Raw genomic sequence first — 20,378 nt, 5'->3', positions numbered from 1 at the left:
TAGCCATTTTATTATGTTGTCTAGCAATTCCATAGTTTGTACCCTCCTTTCTTATACTTATTATACTACGAACTTCGTACTAGTTCAAGTACAAATTGAAAGTTTTTTGAAACTACACCAAACTTTTTTTCTGTGCTATTATCACATTAGAAAGAGAGTGATAAGATTGATTAATCAATACGATGAATTGCTTGAAAAGTTAGCTTCAGGAGAGCTGGAAGAGTTAGAGGTAAAGAATGATAACTTCTTTCTTTTTCGTGATGCATGGTTGAGAAGGGGAGACCGAAAGCAAATCATTGGTGAGGCTGCACACGGCGGACATGTGATTTATAGATATGAAAAAGAGAGCTGAGAGGCTCTTTTTATTTGCGGAAAAAATGCGGAATTCCGGACACTACTTACATGTATAATTGTATTTACTCAACTGATACATGGTGTGGGATTTTTATTTTAATAAAAACTGTTTATCTAAAAGTGAAAAAAACGTTGACTTATGTATACCGTATTGATATTATGAAAATCGAAACGATGGTGAGAAGGGTGTAGCAATTGGGCAAATTTAAGTATGATGAATTGAGTGTAAGTAATGCAAAGATAATCATTACTATTTTTTCTTTTATTTCCATGATATTCACTGCAATTAATGCAACAAGTATCAATGCATTATTGACAAGCTCTGCTACATATTATTTGTCAAATGCTCTTACTTTCTACTCTGTAAATCCTAAGAGTAAAAAAGGAATAATGAGAAGAGCAAAAATATTAAATACATATATGATGATCGGCGCAAGTCTTTTTGTTTGTTTTATAGTTTTCAATAATTTACAATATACTGTAGTTCAAGCTATTATGTTTTTTATAATGAAAACAATAATTATAACTACATCTTTAATAGCTCCATATTGTGCAATTAAAGATGATGATGAATACAAACCGAAAGAAGTAAATGAAGCCAAAAAATTTGCCAGAAAAAAACTTGCTGAAGATAAACAAAAAAAGCTATATTCTAAACGCAATAAAGATGTTAAAATGAATAGAGAAACAAAAGAGTTTATTGAAGAAACAGACAGAAAAAGAATAAAAGAAGGGAGAAAAGTATGATGGAGATTTTGCTTATTGTAATAGCTTCAATCGTATCTTACCTAGTTGTCCTTTCCCGGAAAACAGTTTTGACATTTAAAAAAGAAGGTCTCTCCATTTCTTATTTCACCAGTTTTGTAATGCTAATGTTTATTTTTAAAGTTCACTTAAGAATTATATGGGAACGAAAAGTAGATTTTAAATTTGTAGTCTTTGTGTTAAAACAATTTATATTAAGATATGATATTCCGTTGATACTCCTGATAGAAGTTGCTAAAGATGGAATAGCTACCAAAGAGAACAAAAGAGAATATGAAAACAAAGAGTCTTTAGTTTCGAGGTTATTTAAGTCCAGAACTGTAAGACAAGAGTATGCCGATATATTAGAAGACCAATGTATTGCATAAAAACACCTGTCCATTTCACTGGACAGGTGTTTTTTTATGCACTTTTCATAGGTTTTAAAACAAACTCCCGGATAAAAGAATCAGGATTCCTTACAACAAACTTCTCAACAACCAGCTGCTTTCTGGAATTGTAATGACCAAACACAGAGAGTTCAAAAGTGTTATCTTCCAAAAACATGATTAAGTTAGCCAGATCCTTTTTTGCCACCAGACAATTTATATCCTCATTTTTAGCATGCAGAGTAAATCTAACTAGCATATCTGGAAACGCTGAAACAAGTCTAATTTTATCCGCAGTACCTATGCAGCTTCTATTCATCTTTGAACTCCTCGCTTTCTTTCGTTGCTATTTCTATTTTATAAAAACTATTATACGAACGAACGTTCGTTTTGTCTAGTGTGAGATGTTTGGCAATAAGCGAATAAATTATAGATATATTTACTATCATACATTGAAATGCTCATTGTTCTATTAATTATTTCTGTGCTGATTCTTCTTTTTGCACCCAATCTTTCAAAGCAAAAAGACAGTATCGACAAGAAAGGCAATGCTGCAATTGTAAAAGTTGTCGAGACTCAAATGGATGTTTACCGGCTGGAAAATGATCAGTCTCCGACAGTAGAAGCATTGTTATCGGAAGGGTATATTACACAGGAGCAGTATGACAGATACCAGGCGAATAAATAACTGCTCGGGGTTTACATTAATAGAAACACTGCTGGTATTTGTTGTTGCTGTCTCCTTGATCAGCCTGTCCAGTCTATTGGTAGAAAAGAATATAAGCAACTTCTCTACAGCTCAATTTTTTTCCAGCTTTGAAAAGCAGCTTTTGTATACACAACAAATGGCGGTGGTGGGCGCTGTCGACACAGAGGTGTACTTTTCATTGGAAGAACAGCAGTTTCGTTTTGTTACCGGAAGTAAAGAAGAAGCCCTTTTATTGCCGGAGGCACTGGCAGCAACAGGTCCTGCGAAAATTATATTTAAAAAAGGAACGGGAAACAATGGCAACCTTTCAAAATACAGTTTTAAATATAGCAGAAAGAATCAGCTGATTGAATTTCAGTTTCAGATGGGTAGTGGAAAATATGTTAAAAAAATTTCTGAATTTTAGTGGGTACTTTTTCATTGAAAGTTTGGTATCATTAACGATCCTTACCGTAGTTATCGGCGGGTATCTATCTGTTCACACTGTTCTGTTCAGTAAAGCGAAACCTTATGAAGAACGCTTGGCAATGAAACGAGTTTTGTATGAAGAAATGAAAGAATACGAGCATTATGGAGGTTCTGCTGTTCGAAAAGTGTTAAGGGAGAAAAAGGAATACTTCGTAACAATTATTGAGCAGGACGGAGAAATAAAAGCTGCAACAGTGGAAAATGGAAAGGATGTTTTTACTATTGAAAGACAGTAGAAATTGGGAACAGTATGCAGGATTTACGCTATTTGAGTGTCTTTTGGCACTCTTTTTCTTTTCATTTATCTGTCTGGTAAGTTCAGGCTATTTGAAAAATGCTCAGGTACTGACGGACAGAATAAATAATACCTCGGAAAAGGAATGGCATATCTTTTTAATCCAATTGGAAAATGAAATGAGCAACCTTGAACTGATTTCTGTAACGAAGGAGCAGATATATTTTCATCATCAAGAAGCGGATTATCCAGTTATCGTTGAATTTAAACAGAACAAAATAATTAAGGCAGCAAATGGAGGCTATCAGCCTTTATTGATGAAAATAGAAAAAGCAGAATTCCGACAGCAGGAGGGAAAGATAGAACTTGAAATATTGTTTGAAAATGGAAAAAATAAAGTCGGTTGTTTCATTATTTGAGGAGGAGGAAATGGAAAAATCCCGAAAAGAATATTATAAAGGAAGTACCTTCATAACCGTGCTGCTCTTTTTGAATTTGTTCAGCTTGCTGTTCTTTTTAATGATAGAGGATTATCACCTGACAAAGAGCTTCTCTCAGCATACTGAAAGTTTTTACGAAGCAAAAATTATGGCGAGCATGTTTTTGGCAGAGGTGCGCGATAACCATACCTTGAAGACTGATGAAACGATTCATTATTCAGCTGGGAATCTTAATTATCAGTACAGTAGCGGTATGATAGAAATAACGGTGAATGTTTCTGGAATAAATTATATGTTTTATCATAAAGCAGACAATGAACTCGATTTGTGAAATGTGTATCAAACAGGTGCTTAAAATGACTGATACAGTATTTAAAAGAATAGTGAAATAATCGGTTATTTGTCATAAGTTAACAGTGTTTTTGCTGATAAAAGCGAATTTCCAAATATTATTGTGAAATTGATTGATTATTATGCGTTTTTTCGATAAAATGAAACAGATACAAAAGTTGTTATATTTTATAAAGTTGAGGTGTTTTTTTGTTTTCTGAGAAGATGGAAAAAGCTTTCGAGCAAATGGAACAGGCAATTCAGCTATTAAAGGGGTCTTTAGATGTTTCTTTTTTGGATGCCTATATAGAAAACGGAGACAATATTCTGGATAATTTTCAGGTACGTATTCTTGATGGAAAACCTGAAAAAGAAACGGTTCTCAAGCTGGAAAAAATTTACAAAGAGCTGGCAAAATTTGAATTAGAACCTGAGGAATTGCGGCGCCTAAGCCAACTATTGCTGCTGAAGGGAAATAAAGAGGAACCAATACAGGCGAATCATCAATTAACGCCTGACAGTATCGGTTTTTTATTTGTTTATCTCGTAGAACAACTGTATCCTGACAGAGAGTCGCTGCAGATTTTGGATATTGCATCAGGTATGGGAAATCTATTGTTAACAATTTTATTAAATCTGAAAGTCGAAAATGCTCAGGCTATTGGATATGGTGTAGATATTGACGATACACTGCTTTCGGTTGCTTCTGTAAATAGTGGTCTTACAGGCGCAGAGGTACAATTATTTCATCAGGATGGCATTCAGGATTTGCTGCTTGAACCGGTGGATACGGCTGTCAGTGATTTACCGATTGGCTATTATCCAAATGATGACAAAGTAAAGGACTTTTCAGTTTCTACTTCTGAGGGACACAGCTATGCGCATCATTTACTGATGGAACAGGTAATGAAATATGTAAAACCAGGCGGCTTCGGACTCTTTTTAGTTCCTTCAAATTTGTTTGAATCTGAACAGAGTGATCATCTTAAGAAGTGGATTCAGGAGCAGGTTTATCTGCAGGGATTTATTCAACTTCCTGATGGAATGTTCCAGTCTGAGCAGTCAAGAAAGAGTATTCTCATGGTGCAGAATAAAGGTGAAAACAGCAGGCAGGCGAAAGAAGTGCTGCTTGTTAAGCTGGCTTCGCTAAAAGATTCTCAAAAAATCACTCAATTTTTTCAACAATTTGAAGCCTGGAAATCTTCAAATTTATATTTATAATAATATCTAACTAATTTTAAAGAGGAGAATATCATGTCTAAAACAATTGCAATTAATGCCGGAAGTTCAAGTTTGAAATGGCAGCTGTATGTTATGCCCAGTGAAGAAGTAATCGCCAAAGGAATTGTTGAACGTATTGGTTTAAATGATTCTATCTTTACTATCAAGTATGGTGAAGACCAAAAATATGAAGAAATCGTTGATATCAACGATCATGATGTAGCAGTGAAAATGTTGTTGGATAAACTGATCGAATTAAATATTTTATCTGACTACAATGAGATCACCGGAGTTGGACACCGTGTTGTTGCCGGCGGTGAAGATTTTAAAGACTCAGCTGTTATTGATGATGAAGCACTGGCAAAAATTGAAGCATTAGCTGATCTTGCTCCTCTGCATAATCCTGCAAATGCAATGGGTATCAGAGCATTCAAAAAAATTCTGCCTGATATTATCAGTGTAGCGGTATTTGATACAGCTTTCCATACAACAATGCCTAAACACAATTACCTTTACAGTATTTCTACTGAATATTATGAAAAATATGCAGCACGTAAATATGGTGCGCATGGAACAAGCCATAAATACGTTTCTCAGCGTGCAGCCGAAGTGTTGGGTAAACCAATTCAAGAATTGAAGATTATTACTTGTCATTTAGGAAACGGAGCATCCATTACTGCTGTAGACGGCGGAGTATCTGTGGATACTTCAATGGGCTTCACTCCACTTGCAGGTGTAACAATGGGAACCCGCTCAGGTGATATTGACCCGTCTTTACTGCCTTATCTGATGGATAAACTTGGTTTGACTGATATCAAGGAAATGATCAATATTTTGAATAAAGAATCCGGACTTCTAGGCTTATCAGGTATCTCAAGCGACATGCGTGATTTGGAAGCTAATTTGGATAAAGAAGCAGTTCAAACTGCCTATGCAGTATTCACTGATCGTATCCGTAAATATATCGGAAGCTATGTAACCGTGATGAATGGTGTCGATGCAATTGTCTTTACAGCGGGTATTGGCGAAAATGATTCCCATGTCCGCAGTGAAGTAATTAAGGGAATGACTTGGTTCGGCTGTGAAATTGATGCAGAGAAGAACAATGTTCGCGGGAAAGAAGCTGTGATTTCAACAGAGGATTCTAAAGTGAAAGTACTGCTGATCCCTACAGATGAAGAACTGATGATTGCTCGTGACGTGGAACGTTTGCGCGGCTAATTTAAATTTAACAGAAGTTTCAAAAAGACATGAAAGCTGATTTTAAATGCTTTCATGTCTTTCTTTTGAAAAAGCTGATTTTACTGGTAACGTCCCCAGTAAAGCCAGTCTTTTAAAGCCTTAGCTATTTAGCTTCTTCTTCTTGAGGAATGTTATTGTCCAAATCTGTTCGCACAACCAGTACATCACAAGGAGCATTTCGGATAACATACTCTGAAACGGAGCCGATGAATAATCGTTCAACAGCGTTTAGACCAGTTGCACCAATCAGTACCAATTCAATATCGTTGTCCTCAGGCAGTTGTTTTGCAATAATAGCTTTGGGCGATCCGTATTCAATGACAGTGGACACTTTTTTACAGCCGTGAAGCTCGGCCTGTTTCTTATAATCTTCCAATGTTTGTTTAGCCATTTCAGTGGCTTGTTCGGCGAGCATTCCGTCAAAGGCAGAGACCGACTGGAATGCACGAGTATCAATGACATGAGCCAGCAGCAATTCTGCTTTATTTCTTACTGCAACATTGACTGCTTTTTTAAAAGCCAATTCTGCTTCTGCTGATCCATCAACAGCAACCATAATCTTATTATAATTTTGTAACAAGTTAACCACTCCCTTTATCCTGAATAGTATTCTTGATCCTTACAATTTCATTGTAGAACAAAACAAAGAAAAATTAAATAAAAAAGGGCAGCCCCTCAGATTTTTTTTGAGAGAGCTAACCCAAATACGGCTGACACTGTCAGCAGGATAACGATATAACCAAGAGAAAAATAAAATTTATTAAACAGAGCAATAACAATCCCGGCACCACCTAAAATAAAAAAAAGCTGACTGTATCGCTGAAAAAAATCAGCGGGGATGTCTTTTTGTGAAAGTGATGAAAGAACAGCAGAGCTTTTTTTGATATAGATCCCAATGAAAATGGAAATAAGAGCAACAGCAATAATTAGAATTTGAATGAGCATAATTACCTCCGTAAATAAAAAAGATACAACATCAATCCTCAGATAAATGCTGCATCCTCAATTGTTTAAAAAAGGAAAATCCGTCGATGCCGTTACTTGTCTTATAGTATTGAGCCCGCAATTAGCAGGTGGGTTCCACGATCTGCGATTTTGAGCTACCAAATGAAAAGGCATGCTACCCATCTAGATACTAGTCGGATCCCAAGATATCAATAAAAATGTTCGGTCAACACACAAAAGAGACAACGCGCACATCACAGATTTACCATCTTTATAATAGCATAGCTTTATCTATACGGCAATGAGATTGCCTATTGAAATCAGGAATTTTTTTCTTTCATTCTTTGGATTTTATTGTACTGCTGATGGAGTGCTTGTTCGTATTTTCCAGTATCAATAGGCTTATAATAGTGAGCATTCTTAATTTTATCAGGAAGATACTGCTGATCCACCCATGCATTTTCAAAAGCATGAGGATACTGGTAGCCGATTCCGCGTTTTAATTCCTTTGCACCTGAATAATGGCTGTCTCTTAAGTGATCAGGAACCTCTCCTGCCAGTCCTGCTTCAATATCTGCTATTGCTTTTCCAAGCGCAGCATTGGCTGAGTTTGATTTTGGCGAAAGACAAAGGTCAACAATTGCTGTTGAAAGCGGCATGATTGCTTCAGGAAAGCCTAATTTTTCAGCGGCCTGAACAGCTGTAACAGCTCTTGCTGCCGCTGCCGGGTTGCCTAACCCGATATCTTCATAGGCAACAACCATCAGTCTGCGGCAAATAATCGGCAGGTCTCCTGCTACCACCAGTCTGCCGAGATAGTGGAGAGCAGCATCTACATCACTGCCTCGAATGGATTTTTGAAATGCTGAGATTACATCATAATGTGCATCGCCGTTTTTGTCATGTGTTAATGCTTTTCTTTGGACACATTCTTCAATAATTGCCAGCGTAATAACAATTTTATTCTTTGTTTCTTTCGTTGATCGAACAGCCAGCTCCAGTCCATTTAATGCACTTCTCAAATCTCCATTGGTAGCTCTGGAAAGATGCTGCAGAGCTTCCGGTGTAATCTCCACAGGATAGTCGCCCAGCCCCCGCTCTTTATCTTTTAGTGCAGCTTCTATCGCTGTTTTTATATCATCTTCATTTAGTGGTTTTACTTCAAAAATTTGTGTTCTGCTTCGAATCGCAGGGTTGATGGTGATATATGGATTTTCTGTTGTTGCTCCAATCATAATAATTCGTCCGCTTTCCAGATGCGGCAGGAGAAAATCCTGCTTCGTTTTATCCAAGCGATGGATCTCGTCCAGCAGGAGAATGACAGTTCCGCTCATTTTTGCTTCTTCAGCCACAATCTGCAGATCTTTTTTAGTGTCTGTTGCGGCATTCAGCATGCGGAATGCATAGTTTGTTGAACCGGCAATTGCACTGGCAATACTAGTTTTCCCTGTACCTGGAGGGCCATAAAGAATCATGGATGAAAGCATTCGGGCTTCAACCATTCGGCGAATAATTTTTCCTTCTCCTACTAGGTGGGTCTGTCCAACTACTTCGGCTGTATTTCTGGGACGCATACGATAGGCAAGAGGCTTTTGCATGAGTCATCTTCCTTTCCTTAGCTCTGAGTTTATCAAATCTATTTTTAGTATAAATGCATCTGGATCATTGTGATGATTCCGGGTATGTTGTTCATTTTAAAGTTCTCGGGACAGTGCAGTTAAGATTGTGCAAGTGCTCCCTGCGGCTCCTCGTCGCAGAGAAGGTCATGTAAGTGCTCCTGTGGTTGCTCAAAGCACGAAAAGACTTGCTTTGATAAATCAATCGCAGTGATTTATGATAATAAGAAGTATTCTCCGAAAATTGTCACGGAATTCGTCTAGATCTATTTTTTTGAAAACATTCGTCTTTAGAGTTTTTAGACATATCCTAGTATATCATGTTTTTTGTAAAGAACGTACATTCGTATTTTTGTTGTGATACAATGTTAAAGAAAATTTGATAAAATAACTGTTGTGAGTATGAACAATCTTTTAGAAAAATTGCTTATTCTTTAGAGAGGAATAACTGAAAGGATTTAAAATTTTGAAATCTTTTGAAGCAGATGAAAAGTTGAATGCTCTTCAGAAACGGAGGCTTACTCCCATTGGGCAGCTGTTTTCATAGCTTATTTATCAAGGATTGTGTATGATGGAAAGTGGTGTAACTATGAATGAAACGATGAATTATTTTAAAACGCATAAAACAGAACAGATCGCACAATATCTTTTAGGAATGTACTTGGAGCATCAGACAGAAAATGGTCTTTTGGCTGGATATATTGTGGATGCCGAAGCGTATCTGGGCCCTGAAGATGAGGCGGCACACAGCTTTGGGATGCGAAACACGCCAAGGCTGAAGGCAATGTATGATCATCCTGGAACGATTTATTTGTATACGATGCATACACACTTAATTCTGAATATGGTAACCGGAGACAAGGGTCATCCTCAGGGAGTGATGATTCGGGCAATTCAGCCTGCACAGGGATTGGAGGAAATGGAAAGACTCCGCGGCGGCAGAACAGGGGTCGAGTTGACGAATGGTCCCGGAAAACTGGTAAAGGCATTGGATATTAAAAGAGACTTATATGGTCAATCCATTTTTAACAGTTCTCTCCATCTGGTTCCGGAAAAAAGAAAGCATCCGAAAAAAATTCTTGCTTTACCACGTATTGGTATTCCGAACAAAGGAATCTGGACAGACAGCCCATTACGTTTTGCAGTGGCAGGAAACCCCTATATTTCATTACAGAGAAAAGATGCAGTTGATTTAACGACATTAGGTTGGAAGGAAGAATAGACAGATGAAAAAAGAAACGATGTTGGATTATCTGGATAAACAGATAGATAAGCAGCTCAGTGAATTTGACACAGCAATTGATTGGGATACACGAAATCATACCATTGAACTGATGGTACGCCTGTTTGCGGAAAATAATGCGGGTGAAACGATTGACGATTCAGAAGGAATTTCATCACAAGAAGAAATCATTGAGTTTGAAGATGGGATATTGTTTTTTAATACTGAAAAAGGGAAGCAGGAGCCAAACCCTGAAGATTTCTTAGCGGTTATCCCATTTGATGGAAAGAAAGGGATCAGCAAAGCAGTAATAGACAGTGTATTGGTCTATTTAAATGATGTATTGACAGATGGGCTGGATGATTTGCTTGAGTTTTTAAATAATCCGGATAAAGAATTCTTTGAACTGATCTGGGATGAAGAAGAATATAAGAATGTTTTGAAACAGGCAGGAACCGATTTGGAAATCTATCTGCCTTATCCAAGCTATTAAGGAGGGGCAGCGATGAAATGGACAGAAGTAAAAGTTGAAACTGCCAGTGAAGCGGTTGAAGCAGTCTCAAATATTATGATGGAAGCAGGAGCCAGCGGAGTAGCGATTGAGGATGCGCTTGATGTGGAAAACTTTGAGAGTGATTTGTTTGGTGAAATATTGGATAAAAAACACTTTACTCATATTAAAGAAGGTGCTCTGGTGATGGCTTATTTTCCGGAAACTACTTTTTTACCTGAAGTTGTTCCGTTTATCAAAGAAAATATCATGCGTCTGCCCGATTTTGGGTTGGCAATTGGGAAAAATGAACTAACTGTCAGTGAAGTAGCTGAAAGTGATTGGGCAACTGCTTGGAAAAAGTATTATCATCCTGTTCGTGTTACCCGCTATTTAACAATTGTTCCAAGCTGGGAGAAATACGAGCCCAAAGATGACAGCGAGAAAATCATCACTTTAGATCCAGGGATGGCATTTGGAACCGGAACGCATCCGACAACCAGACTCACTCTTCAGGCGCTGGAAACTGTTCTTCGAGGAGGAGAAACCCTTTTAGATGTGGGAACAGGATCAGGGGTGCTGAGTATTGCTTCCAGATATCTGGGGGCAGAATCTGTGTATGCATATGATTTAGATGATGTGGCGGTTACTTCTGCAAAAGAAAATATGGGGTTGAATCCAATTGCAGAAAATGTTCATGTTTCGGCGAATAATTTACTGACGGATATCAGTGTTGAAGCGGATGTAATAGTTGCCAATATTTTGGCGGATATCATTGTATTGATGATTAAGGATGCATATCGTCTGCTGCAGCCAAACGGAACGTTTATTGTTTCAGGAATTATCCACGAGAAAAAGGCTATGGTACTAGAACAGATGAGTGAAGCAGGGTTTATTGCGGACCAGATATTTCAACAGGGCGACTGGTATGCGATTATTTTGAAAAAATCAGAGGAAGAATAATATGCAGCGTTATTTTATAAACGAGACCTATGAAGAGAAAAACTTGTTTTCAGTTAACGGAGAAAATTATCATCACATTGTTCGAGTGATGCGCATGAAGCCGGAAGATCAACTTTTTCTTGTTTTTGAAGACGGTATTGTCATTCTGGGAGAAATAACAGAGATCAGTGATTCGGAAGTCCAGATCAGCGAAATTTCCAAAGAAGAAGCGGTTAAGGAGCTTCCAATAAAAGTAACGATCGCCTGCGGATTTCCTAAAGGCGACAAGCTTGAGTGGATTGTTCAAAAAGGGACTGAGCTTGGGGCGTATCATTTTATCGGATTTCCAGCTAAAAATTCTATTGTAAAATGGGACCATAAGAAAAAAGGCAATAAAGCAAAACGACTGGAAAAAATTGCACAGGAAGCAGCAGAGCAGTCTCACCGACAGTGGATTCCCGAGATCACTTTAGTTGAAAAAGAACAAGAATTGATTGATCAATTTTCTATCTATGAGAAAGTATTGGTTGCCTATGAAGAGTCAGCGAAGCAAGGAGAACGAAGCACGCTGGCACAAACATTGACAAAAATGAAACCAGGAGAAAAACTTTTAATTGTTTTTGGTCCGGAAGGCGGCTTTTCACCGGAGGAAATCAATCTATTTGAACAAAATGGAGGGGTTCTCTGCGGATTAGGTCCTCGGATTTTAAGAGCTGAAACTGCACCGCTTTATGCACTGAGTGCTGTCAGCTATCAATTTGAATTACTGGTGTAGGGGGGTTGTTATGGGCATTGATTTAAAACAATTATCTGTACTGCTGTTGGATTCATCTATGACTGATCAGCAGTTGAAGGAAGATATTTTGTTTATCAGGGAGTTTGGCATCAAAGCTGTTATCGTGCTGCCCTGTCAGATAACCAGAACAAAGCAGCTTTTGGAAGGAACAACAATACAGGTCGGGAGTATTGCAGATTATCCATTGGGCGCTGGAACCTTGGGTAAACAAGCGTTTGAAACGGGTGAAATATACAGAAACGGCGCAGCTGAAGTCTATATTACAGCAACACTGGAAAATCTGCCGATAAGCAAGCAAACTTTTCAAATGCTTGAGCCGCTTTCTTTTGGAAAAGGACAGTTAGGATTTTTCATTGATATCGATGAGATGCCAGAGGAGGATCGCAGCAGAATCGCTTTTCAGATTGGACGTGTCAATGTTAAGGAAATTTTGCTGGGAACAGGCATATCTGTTGAAGATGCATTATTTCATCTGGGTATTTTCCGTACCGCAAGGGAACGCCAGCTGAGAGTTCAGGTAAATGTGAATTCACCTACATTACTGGAGATAGAAATTTTACTTCAATCAGGTGCAGATGTGATTGGAATCAACAACGCCAGAGAGGTTCTGCCGCTGCTGAAAAAGAAGTGAGCAGCGGACAAAATTGAGAATTTTAAGTATAATGATTACTGCTTAAGAAGCAAGGACAGTAGTCAGTTATGAGAAGCAGGCAGGAGTTTACGAAAATTGTTCAACAAATTTTTGATAAATTGCTGTTTGTTTTTTTGAAGATGAATGATTTGAACGATAAATATTCATATTGTAAGAAATAACTGTTTTTCCGAATTTCTATTCTTGATGGATTGAGTCGATTTTTTATAGAAAGTTATTTTGGAATTGAATGTGCTGCGAAAGGATGAATAAAATAGGGGCGTATGTCTATTCATTTTTTCATTCTTTAATCTGCTTTCTTTTAAAAATCTCAGCTCAGATCAAAAATTTATTGTTTCTCGGGCTTTTTTTTACTCTGATTAATGTTAAACTATAAAAATATAAACTGACAATAGACAATGACTGTATTGTCCAGACTACTGCAGCAGCAGTCTGTTGAAAATAAATACAGAGAAAGGGTGAGGGCGATGTCAAAGGAAGAAATCGTAACCGGTCCGCAAGTAATAAGCACTGTGTCAAAATATATGTCAGACCAGCACACTGCTTTTGTTGAGAAAGCCTACAAATACGCTGAAAGTGCGCATGAAGGACAGGTGAGAAAATCAGGAGAGCCTTATATTATTCACCCCATACAGGTGGCGGGCATTCTTGCTGAATTACATATGGACCCTCATACCGTTGCAACGGGGTTCCTTCACGATGTCGTTGAGGATACTGACGTAACTTTGGAAGATTTAAAAAATGAATTTGGCGAAGATGTCGCTATGCTGGTTGACGGGGTGACAAAGCTTGGTAAAATCAAGTATAAGTCCCATGAGGAACAGTTGGCGGAAAACCACCGAAAAATGCTGCTGGCTATGGCGCAGGATTTACGGGTTATTATGGTTAAGCTGGCTGACAGACTTCATAATATGCGCACACTGAAACATCTGAGGGATGACAAACAGAGACGAATTGCTCAGGAAACGCTGGAGATTTATGCACCGCTGGCTCATCGTTTAGGGATGAGCCGTATTAAATGGGAACTTGAAGATACAGCCTTGCGCTATATCAATCCCAAACAGTATTACCGGATTGTACATTTAATGCAGACCAAAAGAGAAGAACGAGAAGAATATATTACTGAGGCTGTAGAAGATATTAAAAAAGCTACAGAAGATTTAGAAATTTACGCAGAGATTTATGGAAGACCGAAGCACATTTACTCTATTTATCGGAAGATGAAAGATCAAAAGAAGCAGTTTACGGAAATTTATGATTTACTGGCTATACGTGTCATCGTTGATTCCATTAAAGACTGCTATGCTGTGCTGGGAGCGATTCATACAAAATGGACACCAATGCCGGGACGTTTTAAAGATTACATTGCTATGCCAAAAGCCAATATGTATCAGTCTATCCATACGACAGTTATCGGTCCAAAAGGAAATCCTATAGAAGTTCAAATACGGACGCATGAGATGCATCAGATTGCAGAATTTGGGGTAGCCGCTCACTGGGCATATAAAGAAGGAAAAACAGATAAAGTCGAAGAAGATGAAGAAAGCAAACAACTTAGCTGGTTCCATGAAATTTTGGAGCTTCAAGACGAAAGTTATGATGCTTCTGATTTTATGGAAAGTGTCAAAGGCGATATTTTTAGTGACAAAGTCTATGTTTTCACCCCGACAGGTGATGTAACTGAACTGCCGAAAGGTTCCGGACCTCTTGATTTTGCCTACAGTGTACATACTGAGATTGGGAATAAAACAACTGGTGCCAAAGTAAATGGCAAAATGGTTCAACTGGACTATACGCTGAAAAACGGGGATATTATTGAGGTTCTGACTTCACCTAATTCATTTGGTCCCAGTCGTGACTGGCTGAAAATGGTAAAAACCAGTAAAGCCAGAAATAAAATTAAACGATTTTTCAAGGTTCAGGATCGGGAAGTAAATATTATTAAAGGGCATGACTTGATCAGCAAATTCTTGACAGAGCATGGCTTTACACCAAAAGAATTTATGAGCAAAGCTAAAATTTCCGAAGCAGTTGAGCGATTCAATTATCAGTCGGAAGATGATTTGTATGCTGCTGTGGGCTATGGTGAAATCAGTGCGCAAGTGGTTTCCAATCGTCTGACTGAAAAAGAACGAAAAGAGCAGGAAAAGGAACGGCAGAAGCAGGAAGCAGAAGAACTGCTGACTCAGCCTGTGAAAAAAGAGTCTGATAAGATGAAAGTTCGACACGAAGGCGGAATTGTTATTCAGGGGATTGATAATCTTCTGATCCGCCTAAGCCGCTGCTGTAATCCTGTACCGGGAGATAAAATTGTCGGCTATATCACCAAAGGGCGTGGGGTGTCTATTCACCGTGCCGACTGTCCGAATGTTCAGCATCAGGAGGAGCTCCCTGAACGTATGATCGAGGTGGAGTGGGAAGATACTGAGAATCTGAATAAGGAATATAATGCAGATTTAGAGATCTATGGCTATAATCGCAGCGGTCTCTTGAATGATGTTTTACAAGCGATCAGTTCCATGACCAAAAATTTGGTTAGCGTAGAAGCGAAGCCAACTAAGGATAAAATGGCAATGATTCATCTTACGGTGAAAATTCAGAACCTGTCTCATTTAAAAACAATAGTAGACAAAATCAAAAATGTTCCGGATGTTTATAGTGTTCGTCGGACCAATGGGTAGGAGGAGACAATGTGAAGGCTGTTATTCAAAGAGTTTCAAAAGCTCATGTCGAACTGACAGGTACTATTATCGGGAAAATTGATCATGGATTTATGATCCTTTTAGGGATTCATGTAGAGGATACTATGGAAGATGTGGCGTATCTGGTACGTAAAATCAGCAAGCTTCGTGTCTTTGAGGACGAAGAAGGAAAAATGAATCTGGATATTCAGGCAATAGGGGGAAGTATTTTAAGTGTTTCTCAATTTACGTTGTATGCAGAGACAAAAAAAGGAAACCGCCCGAGCTTTATTCAGGCTGCCAGACCTGAGCAGGCTGTTCCTCTCTATGAAGCATTTAATCAGCAGCTGAGAGACGCTGGTATTATTGTTGAAACCGGGGAATTTGGCGGTAACATGGATATTTCTCTAATCAATGACGGACCAGTCACAATCGTTATTGATACACGGGAAAAATAAAAAGAGTCATTTCTGTTTCTGGAAGATTTTTCAGAAATGGAAATGACTCTTTTTCATGACAAACGCATGAAAAAATACAAATGAAAAGAATTGAAGCAAAGTAAAAAACTCCTCCTGTCAAGTAAGGATGAAGTGAAAAGGGAGTCATCCAGTGGAAACAACGCGATAAATAACAAGAGGCTCCCAGCAGGCTGATTTTTTCTTTAAGGAAGAAGCAATCCAGATACACAGTGTTTTTAATATTTGGGTTGTCCATTTTTTGTAGTTTAAAAAAATGAACAAGAGCCTGCGTAATGAAGAACAGACGGTTTTGTACTTTTGATGTGATTCTTTTTTACTGTGACTGTCATGAATAGAGGATTCACTGGTATAATAAATAGTTGAATGAATACTTACAAAAGAAGGAGCTGAATAAATGAAACGATATAAAGAAGAGTTGCGTCCTCTATTGAAGAAACTGCCTGTTCCTGCGTTGGAAGATACACTGGAAGAAGCTGTCAAATGGGCGGCTCCGTTTTTGACGGATGAAGAGATGGATGGGTTTAGACAAATTATCCGGCAGTTTGCTGAAGCAGAGGGAATGGTACTTCAAGCACGCTTGAATGAATATTGCGACAAAGGAACAGACAGCTGGCTTGCTCCGTTCTGGGAGGAGAACTATTTGGCTTTGCAGGGACATTTGCAAACCCAATCTAATTTTGCTTTAGTTATCAATCCGAAATACCATAAGCATCTTTCTTCACGTGCTGAGAAGGCTGCCGGTGTCATCTGCTCTCTGGTAAAAAATTGTCAAGATTACTATGAAGAGCGTTTTCCGCTGGATTATACTCGTAAAAATGAGCATTTGGATATGTCATTTTATGGGAACTTTTATGGCAGCTGCCGGATTCCGGGCGAATTTGGTGATTCTTTCTATAAAGCAGCAAAACCATCTAGACATGTTATAGTTGTAAATGACGGCTGCTATTATCAACTTGAGGTCATTAATGATGCCGGCCAGATGCATTCTCAGGATTCAATATTAGCAATGATTCATTTCATTCTGACTAAGGATAATTATTCAGATGAAGCCGAAAAGAATTTAGCTTACTCTACAGGGGTTAAAAGAAACGAGGCGGGTCATGTCTATCGGCTGTTAAAAAAATATCCGGAAAATGCTGAGAATCTGGCAATGATTGAACATTCTTTATTTATGCTGTCTTTTAATGCCGGTGATGATATGACGGAAAATGGGCGGATTTCAACTATGCTGCTGGATGGAAAAGATCAGTTTTATACGAAAACTATCCAGGCAATCATTACAGAGAATGGCGGGATTGGTTTTAATATGGAGCATACAGCGGTTGATGGTGTTCCGGCGATGAATTTGCTGACCCAAGTATTTAAGCAGTTAAATTCTATTGATTTCAGTAAAGCTGCTGCTGACCAAAAGCTCGCTGAACAAAATATACCAGTAAGATTGAACTGGCATTTGACTGATGAAATCAGCGCAGAGCTGGTAAAATGTAAGGAATTGACAGAAGCTGAAAATAATTCCTGCAGTATTCAACGACTAGTTTTGGACTACGTTGGAAAAGAACAAATAAAGGCATTTAAAATCAGTCCGGATGCTCTTTTTCACATGGCATTGGCAGTTGCTCAGCAGAGAGTATTCGATGAGTTGAAATCTGTATATGAGCCTGTTGCTATGAGAGAATTTTATCAGGGAAGGACCGAGTGTGCCCGTTCTGTCAGTTTGGAAAAAAAGAAGTTTGCTGAAGCATTTGTCAACAGGAAGAAGGAATCAGCTCAGGATAATTTGAGTTTATATAAGCTGTTTATGAGTGGTATAGAAGCTCATTCCAAGCGTATCAGCAGGTGCCAAGAAGGGCTGGGGGTAGAACGACATCTTTTCGGACTGCAGAAAATGACTGATGCAAAGGTGGAAGCGGAGTATTTTTTCTCTTCTGACGGTATTCAAAAAATCAGTCAAAATTTTATTTCTACAACAGGAATTCCTTCTGACTTACTGGAATCGTTTAGTTTTGGACCAGTAGAACAGGATGGTTTTGGCTTGTATTACGGTATTCTTGAAAATCGTATTGCCCTGACCATTTCATCTAGAAAAGAGCTGACAGAAAAAGCGATGCAGCTGCTGGATGCGATCGATCAGGCAATAACGGAGCTGCTTGACTTGGCGGCTGATCAGAAAATAAACACAGCTGTTAATTTTTAATCTGCTGAAAAGAAAATAGCTATAGAAAAATACTGAAGTTTCTGGATACAACTGCTCGACAGCTGTTGCTTAAACCTCAGTATTTTTAGTATGTTTCAGAGTGGAATCAAGACTCCATTTCCTCCAGCTCAAGGCTCAACTCTTCCCAAGTATTAAGGAGCTCTTCTTGTTTCGCTTGTGCCTCTTCCAGCTGTGTATTTAGTTTTATTAAAAGGACATGATCTTCAGTTGAATCAGGCTGACTCATCTCTGTTTCAAGTATATGAATTGTTTTATCCACTTCAGCCGTCATCTCTTCAATCTGAATAATTTTTCTCTTCAGAGTCCTTAAGAGTTTCTGAGACTCTTTATTTTGATAAAAATCTGATTTATTCGTCGGAATGGTTACCCCTTTTTGGTCTTTGACAGCTACCAAAGCAGCGAGCTCTTCTTCCTCTTTTTTCTTTTCCAGATAATAATCATAGTCACCAAGGTACAGCTTGCTGCCTTTTTCTGACAGTTCAATTACCTTCGTTGCAATCCGGTTAATAAAATAGCGGTCATGAGAAACGAAAAGCAAGGTTCCTTCATAATCAATCAGTGCATTTTCGAGTACTTCCTTGTTGTCAATATCCAAATGGTTGGTCGGCTCATCAAGAATCAAAAAGTTTTCTTTATTCATTGACAGTTTTGCCAGAGCGACTCGGGCTTTTTCTCCACCGCTGAGTAAAGGAATGGTTTTATCCACATCATTTCCGCTGAACAGAAAGCTTCCAAGTACATTACGGATATCTTTCTCAGGTGTTGTCGGATGCTCATCCCATAATTCTGCAAGAACCGTTTTGTTTCCATGAAGATTCGCCTGCTCCTGATCGTAGTAGCCGATTGAGACATTTGTTCCCAGAGAAACAGAGCCTTTAATAAACGGAAGCTCACCGATAATTGATTTCAGCAGCGTGGATTTGCCAATCCCGTTAGGTCCAACTAAAGCAATAGCTTCCTGTCTGCGAATATCCATGTTAATTGGGGCAGAAAGTATCTTTTCAGCATAACCAATCGCTCCATTTTCCAATTGAAGGACAACATTGCCGGAAGTTTTTTCGATATCAAAAAGAAAGTGCGCTGATTTCTCATCACCTTGAGGTCGATCTAAACGGTCCATTTTTTCAAGAACTTTACGTCGACTTTGTGCACGCTTGGTTGTAGAGGCTCTGACAAGATTACGGGCAACAAAATCTTCCAGCTTGTTAATTTCAGTTTGCTGTTTTTCAAATGCTTTCCACTCACTCGCCAGCTTTTCAGCCTTCAGTTTTAAATAGGTTGAATAATTACCTTTGTAGTGGTGCATCTTTCTTCTGCTTAATTCATAAATTTCAGTTACAACTTTATCCAGAAAATAACGGTCATGGGAAACGATCAGTAAAGCACCGGAATAGTTCGGCAGATAGTTTTCCAGCCAGGACAGGGTTTCGATGTCCAGATGGTTGGTTGGTTCGTCCAAAATTAGAAGATCAGGTTTTTGCAGCAGCATTCTCGCCAACGCCAGACGTGTCTTCTGTCCGCCAGAAAGAGAATTGATGGAGCGATCATAAAAACTGCTGTCAAATCCAAATCCATGGAGGACAGAACGAATTTCATTTTCTATGCCATAGCCATTTTGATCAGCAAATTCCTGCTGCAGACGATCATATTCTTTTAGGATAGGCGGATAGTCTGAACTCTCGGGATCTGTTTCACTGATTATTTGCTCTAACTCGTGCATTCTTTTTTCCATTGCAGTTATTGCTGCAAATGTCAGCAGCATTTCAGCCCAAACGCTCTTTTCAGAATCAAGTCCTGTATCTTGGGCCAAATATCCCAAGGTTGAGGTTTTGCTTTTGGAAATTGTTCCGGCATCAGGAGTTTCTGTGCCGGCGATTATTTTCAGCAGTGTGGACTTGCCGGCTCCGTTCCGTCCAACTAAAGCAATTCGGCTGTTGTCCGCCACTTCCATCTGTATGTTTTCAAACAAAGTCTCAGCACCAAAATAGCGGGCAATCTGATTTGCTTGTAATAAAATCATTATGCTGTCCTCATTTCGTAGTAATCCCTATCAGTGTAGCATAAAATAACGAAAAATTCAGTTTGATGAAACAGCTGTTTCGTATTTTTTTTATTATAGTATGAAATAAAAAATAATTATGAGCAGTAACATTGCTTTTTGTTCAGAGTAACTGCTATTATTACTATTAGAGGAGATTTAAATAGTTG

23 protein-coding genes and 1 other RNA gene are annotated in these 20,378 nt (G+C 38.5%); 18 read left to right on the top strand and 6 right to left on the bottom strand.

The window, feature by feature from the left end; genetic code table 11:
- The first annotated feature begins 166 nt into the window (after positions 1 to 166).
- The 3 genes from IW492_RS02555 to IW492_RS02545 all read left to right on the top strand — a co-directional run bounded on the left by IW492_RS02555 (position 167) and on the right by IW492_RS02545 (position 1,487).
- A complete protein-coding gene (locus IW492_RS02555) occupies positions 167 to 352 on the top strand; it encodes a hypothetical protein (RefSeq protein ID WP_236671747.1) in 186 nt (61 codons plus the stop codon).
- A gap of 197 nt (positions 353 to 549) precedes the next feature.
- A complete protein-coding gene (locus IW492_RS02550; RefSeq protein WP_202064816.1) occupies positions 550 to 1,101 on the top strand; it encodes a hypothetical protein in 552 nt (183 codons plus the stop codon).
- Complete coding sequence (locus IW492_RS02545) at positions 1,101 to 1,487, top strand: hypothetical protein (protein ID WP_202064815.1); 387 nt, start codon at positions 1,101 to 1,103, stop codon at positions 1,485 to 1,487. Before IW492_RS02550 ends, IW492_RS02545 begins: the two co-directional genes overlap by 1 nt.
- A gap of 34 nt (positions 1,488 to 1,521) precedes the next feature.
- Here the strand turns inward: IW492_RS02545 and IW492_RS02540 are convergent, their stop codons facing one another.
- Positions 1,522 to 1,806: a hypothetical protein gene (locus IW492_RS02540; protein WP_202064813.1), complete on the bottom strand. Its 285-nt coding sequence runs from the start codon at positions 1,804 to 1,806 to the stop codon at positions 1,522 to 1,524.
- Between the two features lie 138 nt (positions 1,807 to 1,944).
- Between IW492_RS02540 and comGC the strand changes: the two genes are divergently transcribed.
- From comGC to IW492_RS02505, 7 genes are all read left to right on the top strand, one after another.
- Positions 1,945 to 2,175: a competence type IV pilus major pilin ComGC gene (gene comGC, locus IW492_RS02535; protein ID WP_202064811.1), complete on the top strand. Its 231-nt coding sequence runs from the start codon at positions 1,945 to 1,947 to the stop codon at positions 2,173 to 2,175.
- A complete protein-coding gene (comGD, locus tag IW492_RS02530; RefSeq protein ID WP_202064810.1) occupies positions 2,150 to 2,602 on the top strand; it encodes a competence type IV pilus minor pilin ComGD in 453 nt (150 codons plus the stop codon). Before comGC ends, comGD begins: the two co-directional genes overlap by 26 nt.
- On the top strand, positions 2,577 to 2,900 hold the full coding sequence (locus tag IW492_RS02525; protein ID WP_202064809.1) for a hypothetical protein: 324 nt from the start codon (positions 2,577 to 2,579) through the stop codon (positions 2,898 to 2,900). The genes comGD and IW492_RS02525 overlap by 26 nt, the downstream gene beginning before the upstream one ends.
- A complete protein-coding gene (gene comGF, locus IW492_RS02520; RefSeq protein ID WP_202064808.1) occupies positions 2,887 to 3,318 on the top strand; it encodes a competence type IV pilus minor pilin ComGF in 432 nt (143 codons plus the stop codon). The genes IW492_RS02525 and comGF overlap by 14 nt, the downstream gene beginning before the upstream one ends.
- 10 nt (positions 3,319 to 3,328) lie before the next feature.
- Complete coding sequence (gene comGG / locus IW492_RS02515; protein WP_202064807.1) at positions 3,329 to 3,670, top strand: competence type IV pilus minor pilin ComGG; 342 nt, start codon at positions 3,329 to 3,331, stop codon at positions 3,668 to 3,670.
- Positions 3,671 to 3,879: 209 nt separating this feature from the next.
- On the top strand, positions 3,880 to 4,890 hold the full coding sequence (locus tag IW492_RS02510; protein WP_202064806.1) for a class I SAM-dependent methyltransferase: 1,011 nt from the start codon (positions 3,880 to 3,882) through the stop codon (positions 4,888 to 4,890).
- 33 nt (positions 4,891 to 4,923) lie between these two features.
- The gene (locus IW492_RS02505; RefSeq protein ID WP_202064805.1) at positions 4,924 to 6,111 is read left to right on the top strand and encodes an acetate/propionate family kinase; all 1,188 of its coding nucleotides are present in this window, start codon (positions 4,924 to 4,926) and stop codon (positions 6,109 to 6,111) included.
- Positions 6,112 to 6,235: 124 nt separating this feature from the next.
- On the opposite strand, the gene IW492_RS02500 is transcribed toward IW492_RS02505, so the two are convergent.
- The 4 genes from IW492_RS02500 to IW492_RS02485 all read right to left on the bottom strand — a co-directional run bounded on the left by IW492_RS02500 (position 6,236) and on the right by IW492_RS02485 (position 8,675).
- A complete protein-coding gene (locus tag IW492_RS02500) occupies positions 6,236 to 6,712 on the bottom strand; it encodes a universal stress protein (protein ID WP_202064803.1) in 477 nt (158 codons plus the stop codon).
- A 95-nt stretch (positions 6,713 to 6,807) separates the two neighbouring features.
- Complete coding sequence (locus IW492_RS02495) at positions 6,808 to 7,077, bottom strand: hypothetical protein (protein WP_202064802.1); 270 nt, start codon at positions 7,075 to 7,077, stop codon at positions 6,808 to 6,810.
- Between the two features lie 73 nt (positions 7,078 to 7,150).
- Positions 7,151 to 7,343: non-coding RNA, 6S RNA (gene ssrS / locus IW492_RS02490), on the bottom strand.
- A 54-nt stretch (positions 7,344 to 7,397) separates the two neighbouring features.
- The gene (locus IW492_RS02485) at positions 7,398 to 8,675 is read right to left on the bottom strand and encodes a replication-associated recombination protein A (RefSeq protein ID WP_202064801.1); all 1,278 of its coding nucleotides are present in this window, start codon (positions 8,673 to 8,675) and stop codon (positions 7,398 to 7,400) included.
- A gap of 607 nt (positions 8,676 to 9,282) precedes the next feature.
- On the opposite strand from IW492_RS02485, the gene IW492_RS02480 reads away from it, so the two are divergent.
- From IW492_RS02480 to IW492_RS02445, 8 genes are all read left to right on the top strand, one after another.
- The gene (locus IW492_RS02480; RefSeq protein ID WP_420705923.1) at positions 9,283 to 9,915 is read left to right on the top strand and encodes a DNA-3-methyladenine glycosylase; all 633 of its coding nucleotides are present in this window, start codon (positions 9,283 to 9,285) and stop codon (positions 9,913 to 9,915) included.
- 4 nt (positions 9,916 to 9,919) lie between these two features.
- Positions 9,920 to 10,408 (top strand): DUF3013 family protein, encoded by a 489-nt coding sequence (locus IW492_RS02475; RefSeq protein ID WP_202064799.1) that lies wholly within the window; start codon positions 9,920 to 9,922, stop codon positions 10,406 to 10,408.
- A gap of 12 nt (positions 10,409 to 10,420) precedes the next feature.
- Entirely contained in the window at positions 10,421 to 11,368 is a 948-nt protein-coding gene (gene prmA, locus IW492_RS02470; RefSeq protein WP_202064798.1) for a 50S ribosomal protein L11 methyltransferase, read from the top strand.
- A 1-nt stretch (position 11,369) separates the two neighbouring features.
- Positions 11,370 to 12,122, top strand: coding sequence for a 16S rRNA (uracil(1498)-N(3))-methyltransferase (locus tag IW492_RS02465; protein WP_202064797.1), 753 nt, complete (start codon positions 11,370 to 11,372; stop codon positions 12,120 to 12,122).
- Between the two features lie 10 nt (positions 12,123 to 12,132).
- Positions 12,133 to 12,774, top strand: coding sequence for a deoxyribose-phosphate aldolase (locus IW492_RS02460; RefSeq protein ID WP_202064796.1), 642 nt, complete (start codon positions 12,133 to 12,135; stop codon positions 12,772 to 12,774).
- Between the two features lie 488 nt (positions 12,775 to 13,262).
- The gene (locus IW492_RS02455) at positions 13,263 to 15,476 is read left to right on the top strand and encodes a RelA/SpoT family protein (protein ID WP_202064795.1); all 2,214 of its coding nucleotides are present in this window, start codon (positions 13,263 to 13,265) and stop codon (positions 15,474 to 15,476) included.
- Between the two features lie 11 nt (positions 15,477 to 15,487).
- Positions 15,488 to 15,934, top strand: coding sequence for a D-aminoacyl-tRNA deacylase (gene dtd / locus IW492_RS02450; RefSeq protein ID WP_202064793.1), 447 nt, complete (start codon positions 15,488 to 15,490; stop codon positions 15,932 to 15,934).
- A gap of 415 nt (positions 15,935 to 16,349) precedes the next feature.
- Complete coding sequence (locus IW492_RS02445) at positions 16,350 to 18,149, top strand: choline/carnitine O-acyltransferase (RefSeq protein ID WP_202064791.1); 1,800 nt, start codon at positions 16,350 to 16,352, stop codon at positions 18,147 to 18,149.
- Positions 18,150 to 18,255: 106 nt separating this feature from the next.
- Here IW492_RS02445 and IW492_RS02440 read toward each other — a convergent pair whose 3' ends face one another.
- A complete protein-coding gene (locus IW492_RS02440) occupies positions 18,256 to 20,190 on the bottom strand; it encodes an ABC-F family ATP-binding cassette domain-containing protein (RefSeq protein WP_202064789.1) in 1,935 nt (644 codons plus the stop codon).
- Positions 20,191 to 20,378 lie beyond the last annotated feature (188 nt).

Source organism: Enterococcus sp. BWB1-3 (genome assembly GCF_016745275.1).
GTDB lineage: Bacteria > Bacillota > Bacilli > Lactobacillales > Enterococcaceae > Enterococcus_L.
This window is presented reverse-complemented; position numbering and strand designations above follow the sequence as displayed.